The organism is Citrobacter sp. Ct235 (assembly GCF_030332305.1).
GTDB classification, from domain to species: Bacteria; Pseudomonadota; Gammaproteobacteria; order Enterobacterales; family Enterobacteriaceae; genus Citrobacter_A; species Citrobacter_A telavivensis.
This window is the reverse complement of record NZ_JAOWIC010000043.1, coordinates 447,510-460,966: the sequence shown is the minus strand read 5'-3', so window position 1 is coordinate 460,966 and position 13,457 is coordinate 447,510. Positions and strand designations below refer to the sequence as shown.

General features: G+C 55.0%; 14 protein-coding genes. 3 read left to right on the top strand and 11 right to left on the bottom strand.

What is annotated here, in order from left to right:
- Window positions 1-50: 50 nt before the first annotated feature.
- From OGY35_RS11330 to OGY35_RS11300, 7 genes are all read right to left on the bottom strand, one after another.
- Entirely contained in the window at window positions 51-914 is an 864-nt protein-coding gene (locus tag OGY35_RS11330; protein ID WP_286632317.1) for an SdiA-regulated domain-containing protein, read from the bottom strand.
- Between the two features lie 113 nt (window positions 915-1,027).
- Window positions 1,028-1,285 (bottom strand): putative Se/S carrier protein, encoded by a 258-nt coding sequence (locus tag OGY35_RS11325; protein ID WP_286632316.1) that lies wholly within the window; start codon window positions 1,283-1,285, stop codon window positions 1,028-1,030.
- Complete coding sequence (yjiL, locus tag OGY35_RS11320; protein ID WP_286632315.1) at window positions 1,282-2,049, bottom strand: putative 2-hydroxyacyl-CoA dehydratase activator YjiL; 768 nt, start codon at window positions 2,047-2,049, stop codon at window positions 1,282-1,284. The genes OGY35_RS11325 and yjiL overlap by 4 nt, the downstream gene beginning before the upstream one ends.
- A 9-nt stretch (window positions 2,050-2,058) precedes the next feature.
- On the bottom strand, window positions 2,059-3,210 hold the full coding sequence (locus tag OGY35_RS11315) for a double-cubane-cluster-containing anaerobic reductase (RefSeq protein ID WP_286632314.1): 1,152 nt from the start codon (window positions 3,208-3,210) through the stop codon (window positions 2,059-2,061).
- Between the two features lie 96 nt (window positions 3,211-3,306).
- On the bottom strand, window positions 3,307-3,546 hold the full coding sequence (locus tag OGY35_RS11310; RefSeq protein ID WP_046487156.1) for a DUF2164 domain-containing protein: 240 nt from the start codon (window positions 3,544-3,546) through the stop codon (window positions 3,307-3,309).
- A 9-nt stretch (window positions 3,547-3,555) separates the two neighbouring features.
- Complete coding sequence (locus tag OGY35_RS11305) at window positions 3,556-4,839, bottom strand: DUF445 domain-containing protein (RefSeq protein WP_152401968.1); 1,284 nt, start codon at window positions 4,837-4,839, stop codon at window positions 3,556-3,558.
- 50 nt (window positions 4,840-4,889) lie between these two features.
- Window positions 4,890-5,816, bottom strand: a complete 927-nt coding sequence (locus OGY35_RS11300; RefSeq protein ID WP_286632313.1) for a LysR family transcriptional regulator — start codon at window positions 5,814-5,816, stop codon at window positions 4,890-4,892.
- Window positions 5,817-6,040: 224 nt separating this feature from the next.
- Here OGY35_RS11300 and OGY35_RS11295 point away from each other — a divergent pair, with 224 nt between their 5' ends.
- A complete protein-coding gene (locus tag OGY35_RS11295) occupies window positions 6,041-7,279 on the top strand; it encodes a dicarboxylate/amino acid:cation symporter (protein ID WP_152401972.1) in 1,239 nt (412 codons plus the stop codon).
- 25 nt (window positions 7,280-7,304) lie between these two features.
- Window positions 7,305-8,495 carry a cystathionine beta-lyase gene (gene metC, locus OGY35_RS11290; RefSeq protein ID WP_286632312.1) on the top strand — a complete coding sequence of 397 codons (1,191 nt, stop codon included), beginning with the start codon at window positions 7,305-7,307 and terminating at the stop codon, window positions 8,493-8,495.
- 33 nt (window positions 8,496-8,528) lie between these two features.
- Here metC and mdtM read toward each other — a convergent pair whose 3' ends face one another.
- From mdtM to OGY35_RS11270, 4 genes are all read right to left on the bottom strand, one after another.
- On the bottom strand, window positions 8,529-9,761 hold the full coding sequence (mdtM, locus tag OGY35_RS11285; protein ID WP_187697500.1) for a multidrug efflux MFS transporter MdtM: 1,233 nt from the start codon (window positions 9,759-9,761) through the stop codon (window positions 8,529-8,531).
- 326 nt (window positions 9,762-10,087) lie between these two features.
- Window positions 10,088-10,729: a LysE family translocator gene (locus OGY35_RS11280; protein WP_286632311.1), complete on the bottom strand. Its 642-nt coding sequence runs from the start codon at window positions 10,727-10,729 to the stop codon at window positions 10,088-10,090.
- A gap of 48 nt (window positions 10,730-10,777) precedes the next feature.
- On the bottom strand, window positions 10,778-11,593 hold the full coding sequence (locus OGY35_RS11275) for a helix-turn-helix transcriptional regulator (RefSeq protein WP_152401981.1): 816 nt from the start codon (window positions 11,591-11,593) through the stop codon (window positions 10,778-10,780).
- Between the two features lie 35 nt (window positions 11,594-11,628).
- Window positions 11,629-13,071: an aminotransferase-like domain-containing protein gene (locus OGY35_RS11270; protein WP_286632310.1), complete on the bottom strand. Its 1,443-nt coding sequence runs from the start codon at window positions 13,069-13,071 to the stop codon at window positions 11,629-11,631.
- A gap of 176 nt (window positions 13,072-13,247) precedes the next feature.
- On the opposite strand from OGY35_RS11270, the gene OGY35_RS11265 reads away from it, so the two are divergent.
- Window positions 13,248-13,412, top strand: a complete 165-nt coding sequence (locus OGY35_RS11265) for a DUF1127 domain-containing protein (protein WP_152402016.1) — start codon at window positions 13,248-13,250, stop codon at window positions 13,410-13,412.
- Window positions 13,413-13,457: the final 45 nt, after the last annotated feature.

The window sequence follows — 13,457 nt, the reverse complement described above, 5'->3', positions numbered from 1 at the left end:
GAAATGCGAGAGTAACAAATTTATAACAAATGGGTAAGGCGATGGAGGAATTATTGTGCGGTGTTGGACGTGAAGCGGTAAAACAAATTAGGCTCAGCAACCATAAACAGCGATCCCTGGTTATCCATCGCGATCCCTTCTGCCTGCCGTATGGTGTGTTCTAACCCGTGGTGGCCTTCGGTCAGCGTCATGACGCCGATGACGTCGCCGTCGGTTTTGACCTCTTTGAGCACGCGTGATTCGTGAGACAGGATCAGCAGGCTATTCTGTCGCGCATTAAATTCCGCGCCTGAAATATCCTTCACATTAAGCTGCTGTTGCAGAGTATTGTCTTTAGCAATAGTCAAATTGTCATTATTGAGCAGCCCCGTCACTTTATAGATCCCAATCGGTCTCTTTTCTTTGAAAAACCAGAATGTCTTTTTCTCTCGTGACCAGGCGAGTCCCTCAAAGCCATCGTTGGTCGGGGTTTCATACAGATCTAGCTTCAACTTTTTTATAATGTTCACCTGTGACTGCGCATTGATAGTAATAACGTAAATGGAATAATCACTTTCATCGCTGATGACAAAGGTGTCGTCGCCGATGAACTCGATGGTCTCCAGATCGCGAATAAAATCGAGTGGGATGGTACGCAGTAATTGACCCTGTTTGGTCAATTCAATAATCGCGGCAGGTTTATTGATTGTGCTGAACAGCGTGTCACTTTTATCAGACCAGGTGAGTGAGGAGACATTCTTTTTCACTCCGGCGATTCGTTCCCCATCTATTGTCACGCGATAATCCGCAAGGGAATTATTGTCGCCGTCGGGCGCGGCCCCACCCGATACGACATCACTCACTCCCACACTGAGTAAAGCAAGAAGTAGCATGACTCGCAGAGGGGGATTCAGACATCGGGCGGACAATCTCATTATTCTTCCTTAAATAAAATCAAAGAGAGCAAGATGAGAAGTATAACGATTTATCTTAATGAATCCTTAACTTCGCGATAATTGCAGGGTGAAATTTATCGCGGTTTAGCGGGTCAACGCGCTGGCGCATCGAAAGTTGCCACGCATTGCCAGTCGCCCGACTCACGGCGGTAGATCGATTCGGTGTGACCGGGGATCACCCACCGCTCTTCTTCTCCGGGCTGGCAATGCAGGTAGACACACAGCCCGCAGCCCCCGCGCAACTGGCGGGGAATATCAGCAACCCGAAAGGTCATGCCTGCGGCCTGCAACGCTTTGCGGGTCTGAATCACGCCCACCGTCGAATGAAACAAAAACAGGTATTCCGTCATTCGCGCTTTCTCTGCCGTTGACCAATCAGCGCCGCGCCAAGGGCACCGGCAAACTGCGCGTCCGGGTGGGTGTGTACCGGGATGCCGACATGGCCTTCCAGCATATGGGCAAAGGCCGCGCAGTGGCTGACGCCGCCGGTAAATAGCAGCGGCCCTTGTGAGGAGAGTCGACCAATGAAGTTGGCGCTGCGCCGCGCCATTGCGTTGATCACGCCCGCAAGAATCGCTTCCGGAGCGATACCCGCAGAGCGCAGGCTAATCACTTCGGATTCGGCAAAGACGGTGCACATGCTGCTGATGGCGTGCGGCGCAACGCCGGCGGTAATGGCGTCGAGTTGCTCCACGCTGGCGCCCAGGGTACGCGAAATCACTTCCAGAAAACGTCCGGTGCCCGCTGCGCACTTGTCATTCATCAGGAAGTCGGTGAGGTTGCCGCCGTCATCCAGTTGGATAACCTTGCTGTCCTGTCCGCCAATATCAATGACCGTGCGGGTGGCGGGAGCCAGTAGCCGCGCCCCCAGTCCGTGACAGGAAATTTCGGTTACCTGCTTGTCGGCAAAATCAACCAACTGGCGACCATAGCCGGTTAAGGTCAGGTACGGTCGCGTTTCCAGACCTCGTGCGAGAACGTCCCAGGCCTCGCGGATGGCGTCGGCTGGTCGGAATGGCGTCGGGCACAGGAAACGGCGCTGAATCACGCCGCCTGCCAGTAAGATACCTTTGGTCGCCGTCGAGCCGGAATCAATCCCTATCGAATACGTCACGCCTGTTCCTTACAGCATTTCAATAAAGGCCGCGACGCGGGTGCTGAGTTGGCCGATATCCGAGGTGGAGTAGTCGGTTTCAATGGCGATATAGGGGAGGTTGTGCTGCTGACGAACATGACGCTTAATGGCCAGTGACTCAACGGCATAGGTATGACAGGCCTGCAAAATCACATCCACCACGCCGTCCGCCTTGTATTCTTCCACCATTTGACTGAGCAACGTCAGACGCTGTTCGTTTGGAGAGATGCACGAACAGCCGATGGCGAGATATTTGTCGGTGAGCGCGTCATAGACGTCGCCGGTTTCCGCAACGCACTGCTCGGTCGCCTTCGCGCCGGTGCAGTTTTCGTATCCCACCACCCAACCGCCGTTGTCTTCAATGGCGCGCACCACTTTTTCTGCCGCCCCGCCAATCGGGCAACCGGTGATCAGAATGCGCGGACGGGCGTCCAGTCGTTTGCCGTCTTGCCACGCCTGGCGCACCCGCGCGGTCATGCTGTTCAGTTCGTCAATGAGGGCTTCTTTATCAAAGCGGAAGGTTGCACCGTACACCACTTTCAGGATATCGCTGCCGCTCAATGCGGGGGGATTAAGCTGCCCGAGACGATAGAAATTCGCCAGCGCGCGACGTTCACGGTTTTTGAGGACAATGGCTTCACGCAGCGCCGCTTCAGTTACCGGCGTCCCAAAGCGTGCTTCCACGGCCTGTTGCAGGCGCAGAATTTCTGCTTTCCACAGTGCGCGTGAGGCGGCATCCTGGCTGCTGTTTGGCAACTGCATGACGTGAACGGCTTTAAACTCAGCCATGTACTCGTACATTTTCTTTTTGCCGTCGCAGGTGGTTTCACCCACCACCAGGTCCGAAAAGTAGAAATAGGGGCATTTGTCGGTTTTGCCGAAGCCGTAGCTACTTTTGATCAACGGGCAGAGGTTGCGCGGCAGATCTTTTTCGGCCTCTTCGATGGTTTCATCGGACGTTGAGCACAGCGAGACCACCACCGCTCCCGCCGCCATCGGGATCTCCTGCGGCATGAAGGTGCAATAGGTCCCCACCAGCGGGATACCCTGCTCTTTGAGATCCATCACGGTGAGAAAGCCTTTCTGGCGGGCTTCAGAAAACTGGTCGAAAATGGCGGGTAGATCGGTGATAAGCGACATGGATTTTCCTTCCCCGTGACACGGGAGATGTTAAAAGTGTTCGCATTATAACCATGTCGTTATTGTGGGTTTATTGATCTCCCGCCAGGTAAGGCACTATAAAATTTTCTTCAGATCCATCTCTTCCTGGATGCGCTCGCTCCAGGCAAGATGCGTGCGAATCGCCTCCTCAATGCCCGCGTTGTAGTACGCCGGACCCAATTTTTCGCTAATAAAATCAATAAAAAACTCGGCGTCGAACTGTTCCAGCTCCAGTTCGAAATGATCGCGGCAGTAGTCTCTGAGCGCCTCGCGCAGACCGTCGCGTTCCGCCGGGGACAGGGTAATGTCAGCCATTTTTTCTCCTTAAAAAGTGGGCAGTGCGGGCAGTAGTGAGGGGATTTGCGACAACAGATATAACACCAGCCCGATAGTCCCGCCCACCAGCGTGCCGTTGACGCGGATAAACTGCAAATCTTTACCGATGTTGAGTTCAATTTGCCGCGACATATCGCGGGCATCCCAGCTTTTCACCGTGTCGCTGATGTGGCGGGTCAGGAAGGCGGCAAACTCCGGTGCTACCCGATGGGCGGCCTGCTCCAGATGGCCGTTGAGCGAGGCGCGTAGCGCATCGTCGGCAACCAGCGTTTCGCCAAACCACTGTCCGGCATGGGCGATTCGCTGTTTCACCCGGGAATCCTCGGCGTTGATATCATTCTTTAACCACTGGCGTAAATCCGCCCACAGCTCGCCGAGATAGCGGTTAAAGGCATCATCTTCTTTCAGGTAATCCTTGATGCTTTCCGCCCGGTTCGCCATCTCCGGATCGTTTTTCAGTTTGTCGATGAGCATAAAGGTGGCGCGATCGAAGGCGTGGCGGATCTGATGTGCGCGATCGTGGCTGATGTCATCAAGCAGCGAGTTCACCGCCTCTGACACCAGTTCTGCACTGTGCTCGCCCAGCCACTCGGTGGGCAGAATTCGGGCCTTCAGCGGGTGCTCGGTCTCCAGCCAGTGGACGATTTGCCGGGCGATAAAGGTTCTGGAACTGTCGCGCTGGAGGAGCGCTATCAACTGGGCGATCAGCGTGTCGAGTAACTCCTGATGGCGATCGTTTTTGGTCATGCTTTCCAGCATCAGGGCGCTGGTGCCAGAGAGATCGACCTTATCAATTGCCTTATGCACCGCACGTTTTAGCAGGCGCTGGATACGGGCATCATCGGTCAGCTCCAGAAAACCACTCATGATCTGCAACAGATGCTGCCCGATCCGCTGGGCGTTTTCCGGCTGGCTGAACCAGTTGCCAATCAGTAGCGCGGGCTCATGGCGGCGGATTAGCGCGACCAGAGACTGGGTATCGAGGAATTTCTCCTGCACGAACTGACCCAGGTTCTCGCCGATCCGGTCCTTATTACGGGGAATAATCGCCGTGTGCCGAGAAATGAACGGGAGGGGGACGCGGCGAAACAGCGCCACCACCGCAAACCAGTCCGCCAGCGCACCGACCATCGCCGCCTCGGCAATGGCTTTGATCCCGCTGACCCAAAAGCCGGGCGGCAGGAAGAGGGTGACGACGAACGTGGTGGCAGCGATCAGCAGTAATGAGAGCGCCAACAGTTTGGCGCGTTTGAGTTCAGCGATTTTATTCATAGGGTTAAGGATAGAGCCAGACGGGGGGATCGTGCAAAAACAACCGGGGATCAGCCGGGGATCCAGTTGTCCCACGCCGGCAGCGTCCCTAGCTCTGCGACCAGAAAATCAATAAATGAACGCACCTTCGGGTTGCTGTATTTGCTGGGGAAATAGAGCGCATAAAGGGTGTGCGTTTCGCAGGTGATGGTGCCGTCGAGCATTAGCGGGGTGATCTCCTCTTTCTGAATATGATCGCCAATCAGATAGGTGGGCAGATAGGCGACGCCCTGATCTTCCAGCACCGATTTCAGCAGCACCAGGCTGCTGTTGGCCTGGATAGGCATATGCAGTTTCAACTGATGCAGGCGATCCTGCTCGTCGGCAACCTTCAGAACGGGGGTCAGGCCGGGGTAAACCAGACAGTCATGATTCACCAGATCGGTACGCCGTAGCGGCATTCCTTTTTTCGAGAGGTAACCGGGAGACGCGCAGTACGCCCAGCGGATAGGCACCAGTTTACGCATGGCATAGTTTTGCGGTGGCGCGGTGGAGATGCGCAGGGCGATATCGAAATCCGTGTCGTTCAGATTGACGAAGTTATCGTTGAGATCGATATACAAATTCACATCCGGGTACTGGGTGCGATATTTGTCCACCAGATTGACCAGTCGGGAATAGCCGAAGGCAATCGAACAGGTAATGCGTAATTCACCCTGCGGATTGTGATAATAACCGGAGGTGGTATTTAACGTTTCATCAAACTCTTTCAGTAATTTATTGGCCCGGTTAAATAAATATTGCCCGGCGTCGGTCAGGGTAATACTGCGGGTCGTGCGCTTAATTAATGTTGTCCCCAGCGTATCCTCCATTGCCGCCAGACTTTTACTGACCGCCGACGGCGACACGTTAAGTTGCACCGCGGCTTCGGATAATCCTCCGCAGTCCACAATCCGGACAAAAAATTCTAAATGCTTGAGAGAAATGGGTGTGCTCATTGTTTCCTTTTACTCACAAGTGATTTGCAAAAACGGTACGAATAGGCCGTTACATTGGGTTTTGAAACATGTAACTATTGAACCACAGGAAACGACCTACGCACAAAATGAAAAAATAACAACTTAAGTGAGTTGCGTCACAAATAGTAAGGAGGCAAAAACAGAACGTCGCCAAATTGTGAATTTACTCTCATTTAATTCCATTCTTATAAAAGGTACCGATTATGTGGACACGACTCGAACCCTACAAATCGTCAATTATTTTATTACTTGCTCTGGTTGCAGGTGGTTTATTAGGGATTTACGCCCCCGCGTTTGCCAGTAAACTCCAGCCGATAGGTCAGATTTTCCTGAACCTGTTATTTATGATTATCGTTCCGCTGGTGGGAATCAGCGTAATGTCCTCCATCGCCAGCATGACCGACCTGAAACGCTTAGGGCGAATTATGGCGATTATCTTTATCGTTTCCATCGCAATGGCGTTTATTCCGGCGGCCGGGATCGTGGCGTTAGCCCTGTGGTACAACCCGGCGCAGGGGGTCACCATCGATCTTTCGCAGTCCGTGCAGGCGGGCAGCGGCAAGATGGATTTTGTCAGCATGATCACCACCAACGACTTTATTGGCCTGTTTTCTAAGTCGAATATCCTCGCGCTGATCGTGATGGCGATCATTGCCGGGATCGCGATTGGTCAGTCAGAACAGGCGGGCAAACGCATTGCCTCGCTGCTGGAAGATGCCAACACCGTCATTATGAAGATCGTATCGATCATCATGAAGGTCGCGCCGCTGGGGCTTGGCTGCTACTTTGCCGCCACGATGGCCAGTCAGGATTCCGGACTGCTGCTCACCTTTGCCCGGGCGATTGGTCTGTTCATGGTTGCCACGCTGGCTTACTACATTTTGGGTTCTATTCTTTACTCTTACATTGGCGGCGGCATACCGGCAGTGAAAGCCTTCTGGCGTCACGCTATTGAGCCTTCCGTGACGGCGCTGGGCACCTGTTCTTCGTTGGGAACGCTGCCGGTAACGCTGCGCGCGGGCAAAGCGATGGGGATTAACCCGGAAATCGTGGATGTCTCGATCCCGCTGCTGGTCAACCTGAATAAGGGCGGCGTGGCGATGATCGCGGCGCTGAAGATAGTCTTTATCTACTCGGTGCTGGGGATTCCGTTCACGACGGAAACCTTCTTCCTGACCATGCTGATCGCCGTGCTTTCCGCGATTATCGTCGGCGGCGTGCCGGGTGGGGCATTCCTTGGGGAGATCTTTATCGTCACTACGCTGGGGCTGCCGATGGAAACCATTCCTATGTTAGTGGTGCTGGGCACCATTACCGATGCGCCGGCGACGCTGATTAACGTGATTCATGATTTGAATGCGGCACAAATTGTAGAACGCTTCTCCGGGAAAAAATCGGTGAATGCAGAGATAGATGCGACGGCTACGGTAGCCGAGGTTTAACGCAGAATTAAGGATAAGAAAAGTTATGAAAGATTCAGTGAAACTCGAAACCCAGTTGATCATCGCCGGACGCGATAAACGCTATACCCAGGGCGCGGTAAACCCGGTTATCCAGCGCGCCTCTTCGCTGGTGTTTGATACCGTGAAGGACAAAAAATTCGCCACCGCCAATCGCGCAAACGGCGAGTTGTTTTACGGTCGCCGTGGCACTTATACCCACTTCGCGTTCCAGAAGGCGATGAGTGAACTGGAAGGCGGCGTCGGCTGCGCGCTTTACCCGTGCGGCGCGGCGGCGGTGACAAACGCGATCCTCGCGTTTGTACAGAGCGGCGATCATCTGCTGATGACCGGGGCAGCGTATGAACCGACACAGGATTTCTGCAATAAGATCCTGAGTAAATTCAACGTCGAAACAACATACTACGATCCGATGATTGGCGCCGGGATTGTCGACCTGATCCGCCCGGAAACCAAAGTGGTGTTTCTTGAATCACCGAGTTCGATCACGATGGAAGTTCAGGATGTGCCGGGAATGGTGAAGGCGATCCGCGCGGTGAATCCGGAGATCGTCATTATGATCGACAACACCTGGGCGGCGGGCGTGCTGTTTAAGGCGCTGGACTACGGGGTGGATATCTCGATTCAGGCGGGGACTAAATACACGATCGGTCACTCGGACGGCATGCTGGGAACGGCGGTGTCCAATGCGCGCTGCTGGGATCAATTGCGTGAGAACTCGTATCTGATGGGGCAAACGCTGGATGCTGATACCGCGTATAACGGCAGTCGTGGCCTGCGCACGCTGTCGGTGCGCCTGAAGCAGCATCAGGAGAGCAGTATTCAGATTGCGCGCTGGTTGTCAGCACGAGCGGAAGTGGCGCGAGTAAATCATCCGGCGCTGCCGGAGTGTCCGGGGCACGAATACTTCACGCGTGATTTCAGCGGCAGTTCCGGTCTGTTCTCGTTTGTGCTGAAAAAACGACTGACGGATGAGCAGTTAGCGGATTTCCTTGATAACTTCTCGCTGTTCCATATGGCTTATTCGTGGGGCGGGTTTGAGTCGCTGATTCTGGCAAACCAGCCGGAGGAGTTGAACAGTATTCGCCCGGCCGGAGATGTCGATTTCAGCGGGACGCTGGTGAGGGTGCATATCGGTCTGGAAGATGTCGGCGATTTGATTGCCGACCTTGAAGCCGGCTTTGCCCGCATCGCGTAAAAAGTCACAGGCCCCGCATGGCGAGGCCTGATTTTACTTCTCTGTTGCCAGCTCCGTTGCCTGATACTGACGCACCCGCGCTAACAACCCTTTCAACGTGAATACCACCGCCACACCCGCAATCACCGCCAGCAGGTGAAACGGGATCCTGCCGCCGTTAAACCACAGTCCACGCCCGATTTCGACGGAAACGGCCATGACCGCCAGGATAACCATGTTCAGCGAGGCTGACACGGTGCCTTTCGGCAGATTGTTGGTAAACAGCGTGAAGCGAAACAGCGTCGGGAAGATAAGCCCGATACCAAACGCATACAGGCTGGTGCCCAGTACCGACCACAGCCACACGTGAGGCCAGAAAAGGTTCCCGGCAATCAGTACAAACAGGCCGCTGAGTTGAATCGGCACCGCACGCCAGATAAAGCGTGGGTCGGTCGGATCTTTCACAAAACGTGCAACGACCATGTTGGCGACGATCACCGCACCAAATACCGGGACCTGCACCCAGGCGAACTGTGAGGAACTCATGCCGCCCGCGTCGATCAGGATCACCGGGGAAACGGCGACCCAGCTCATCATCGGGATGTAACTCAACGAGATCGTGGCGACCCCAAAGAGGAACACGCGGTTGCGAAAGACATCACGGAAATCGCGTACGACGCCGATCGCGCTAAATGGCACCGCACCGCGCTGGACCGTTTCCGGCATCGCCAGCAACAGGCCCATAAAGGCGATAAAACCCATCACCGCAATAATGGCAAACAGCACTTTCCAGTGGACGAAGTGCATCAGCGCCGCGCCGGAAAGCGGGCCGATGATCGGCGCCACCAGCACGATAGAGGTGATGATCGCCATCAGCTTGATGGCTTTTGTCTGCCCGAACGCTTCCTGCACCGTGACATAACCGACCGTCGCGATAAAGCAGATGCTGGTGCCCTGCACCACGCGTGCCGCCAGGAACTGTGTCATTGAGGTGGTGAACAGCGTGGCGGTACAGGCGAGAGCAAAGATGAGCGCCCCCGTGACCAGTACCGGACGACGACCGATCCTGTCGGAAAGCGGCCCCAGCAGCCATTGCAGCGCCATCCCCCCCGCGAGATAAAGACTGACCGCTGCCGGTGCCAGACTGACATCGGCATCAAACTCTCTCACGACGTTGATGATGCCTGGTTGAATCAGGTCCGTCGACAGATAGGCGGCAAAATCGTACAGAATCAGCGCCATCGGAAAGAACAGCGTCGTGGCGTGCCGCTTGAAAAACTCAATAATCCATTGCATACAAAACGAACTCCATGTGGAGAACCCCTTAACGGGAACAACGAAATTCAATACTGTCACAGGGACATCAGGCAGAAAATAGAGAACAGCAGACTGCGGATGTACTGAATTTCATGTAATCAAAAGCACTGCCCATGGGGAATCACAGACAGGGGAACACATTCTGACCTGTGTCAGAATGTGTATCGATTACAAATGGTTATCAGCACATCACACCTCGGGAAAAGTAAGTTGAACGGAAAATATACACCTTAAGTTTCATTATAATTTGATGTTAGTCAATAGATTGAGCTGAAAACATTCCGCGCGCCAGTGGTCTACGGGAAGAGAAAACGCCAGACGATCCCGCAGCCGAAGGCGATCAACACGGCCCCGGCAATGCGTTCGATCCACACGATCCCATGACTGAGCCGTCGCTGGACAAACGGCAGGCCAATTCCCATCACAATCAACAGATCCCAGCCTAGCACGACGCTGGTCATCCAGACGCCGCTGACGGCCTGCTGCAACAGCGTCACTGACGGGCCAAGCAGGGCGGTCATCAGCGCCAGATAGAACAGGGCGTTTTTCGGATTGAGCAGCGATGACCCCAGCCCCAGCAGCACCTGTTTGCCCAGGCCTGGACACGTGGACTGGGCATCTGCGCCCGTCAGCGCTTGCGGACGACTGCGTAACAGCAGACTACCGATCCACAGTAAATAGAGTGCGCCCAGCAGCGCGATCAGCGTGAAGAGCAGAGGATACTGACGGAGAATTCCCCAGCCGGCAATCGCCAGCAGGATATAGATCCCATTACCGGCGGCGATCCCCAGGCACAGCCCGGCGCTACCGCGCAATTGATAGCGAACGGCGTAGCCCACCAGCAAAAAGAAATCTGGTCCGGGGCTGAGCAGTGCCACAAAGTGCGCCAGCGCCAGTGCGGGAAATGCTGGGGGAAAGAGTACAGACAACGCTTCCATAGTGACCTCAGTGTGCAAACCTGAGGTCACGTTACGCCCGGTGAAACGCTAATTATTGTCTGATATTGATCGTGCCCGCGCATACTGGCGCGGCGTGGCGGCGGTATAGCTGACAAAGGTACGGTGGAAATGACTCTGGTCGGCAAAACCGCTCTGATAACCGACGTCGGCGATGTCGTCTCCGGCGCGCAGTCGCGTCCTGGCAAAATCGATCCGCGCGATGTTCAGATAGCTGCCCGGCGTCAGACCGGTGTCCTGCTTAAAGGTGCGGATCAGCGTTTCTTTACGCATGCCGAACTCTTGCGCGACGTCATCAAGCGACGGTGGAGAAAGCAAATTGCGTTGCAGTCGCGCTTTCAGAGACTGACTGGTCGCACGCGAACGCTGCGGATTTCCTGACTGCAAGGGGAGCGCGCGCAACAGGAGGCGGGCGGCATCGACAAGCGGTGCGGTTTGCCGCTTCTCCATTAACGCAACAAGATCCAGAAAGTGCTGAAAGCGTTGTGGGTTGCGGACCACCGGATTCGGTGCGAAGAGTGGTGTGTGGGGCGTCAGTTCGGGCAACTGAGCAAGGCACCAGTCGGCGTCAAGGTAGAGCATATGGTAGCTGCGAAACTGTCCGTCGACAGGGTTACAGCTGTGAGGCACCAGTGGCGGGATCACAATCAGATCGCCCACCTGCAGGCGATATTCTTTGCCGTGGCTGACGCAGCAGGTTTCACCTTCCAGAATGGCCCCAATAGAGAGTTGCGGATGATGATGACGCTTATAGGCCTGATGACTGCGCCAGGTGCTGCGCAGTTCCAGCCACGTAAGCCGTTCATCGCGCCAGAACGATTGCGGAATATCTCGGGTATGGGTCACGGTCAGCGCCTCCGACAAAGTGATGATTTGTTATATCACAGGTTCACGGCCCCTGGCGTCGCGACTTCTTCCATCGCCACCTTTAACGCCTCACCCAGTTTCTGCATCACATCCCGATGCTTTTCATTGGGCGGGAGCGCGCAGTTTATGCGCACGCAGTTGCGGTATTTTCCGGATGCGGAAAACAATGAACCCGGCGCGACCTGAATTTTCAGGCGACAGAGCTGTTTGGCGACACAAACCATGTCGACCTGCTCCGGGAGTTCAACCCACAGCATAAAACCGCCTTTTGGCCGCGTAACGCAGATCCCACAGGGAAAATATTCCCGCGCCCAGCAGGTATACATCTCCCTGTTACGCTGATAAATCTGGCGCATTCGCCGAACGTGGCGATGATAGTGCCCCTCCCGGACAAACGCCGTCGCGGCCAGCTGTGTGGCGGGAACGTTAGTGCCAATGACGGCGTATTTCATGTGCAGCAGTTTGTCATGATAACGACCCGGTGCGACCCAGCCAACGCGCAGGCCGGGGGCGACCGATTTGGTGAATGAACTGCAAAGGATAACCCGACCGTCGATATCCCAGGAATGAAGGGTTCTGGGACGGGGATACTCTGTCGCCAGCTCGCCATACACATCATCTTCAAAAATCACAATGTCGTGGCGTTGGGCAAGCGCCAGTACGGCCCGCTTACGGGCATCCGGCATGATAAACCCCAGCGGATTGTTGCAATTCGGCACCAGAATTACCCCTTTGATCGGCCATTGTTCCAGCGCCAGCTCCAGCGCTTCAATACTGATGCCGGTATCCGGATCCGTCGGGATTTCAATCACTTTGATCCCTAAGCCACGCAGCAGTTGCATGGTGCCGTAATAAGCCGGGGATTCCACGGCCACAATGTCTCCAGGCTGGCAGACGGCCAGCAGTGCCAGCGACATGCCGCTTTGACTGCCGCTGGTGATCACCAGATCATCGGCGTTAACAACCGAACCGCCATCAAGCATCAGCCTCGCGATTTGTTGGCGTAGTGCGAGGCTGCCAGCCAGTTCATCGTAGCCCAGAATCGCACTTAGATTGTGTTGTGCTACGCGACTGAGTTCGCGCCAGAGCGGTTTCAGACTGGGTTGGCTGACATCCGGAATACCGCTGCTAAGCGGGATAACCGATTGGTCGTGATGGCCTTCCAGCATGTTCAGCACCTGCTCCCATTGGGTAATCTCAACCGGACGCTGTACCGGACGCGACATCGGCGGGACCGGCGGCTGCGCTTTCTGCGGTGCGACGAAGTAACCTGAGCGGGGCTGCGGCGTGATGAGTTGCAGTGATTCCAGTACCTGATACGCCTGCTGCACAGTGCTAATGCTGACCCCGTGCTCCTGACTCAGACTGCGCACCGACGGCAGTTTTTCTCCGTGACGATACAGCCCTTGTTCAATACGCTCGGCCAGCAGGTTGGCCAGATGTTGGTAACGCGTCATGCTGTATCCCTCGAAGATGCCATACAGATGCAAAAATCAGTACAGACAGGCGGAAAATGTGCGGTGCAGAGACTGTTTTAGCGGATCTGTATGTTAAATAAAAGCTGTTTTTGAATCTGTATTGTTCAGCCCGGAAACCGCCAGAATAAAGGCTCTGGTAGGCGAGGGGGTGGAGTATGGAATTTCATGAAAACAGAGCGAAGCAGCCGTTTATTGGTTTTGTCCTGATCTGGCGAGCGTTTAAAAAATGGCGCTTGCAGGTACAGACCCGACGGATCCTGCAACAGATGAGCGATGAACGGCTCAAAGACCTGGGATTACGCCGGGATCAGATTGACTAGCGCGATTTCGGGAGTCAGAGGCTGGATGTTGACCCTGTCCGGCCT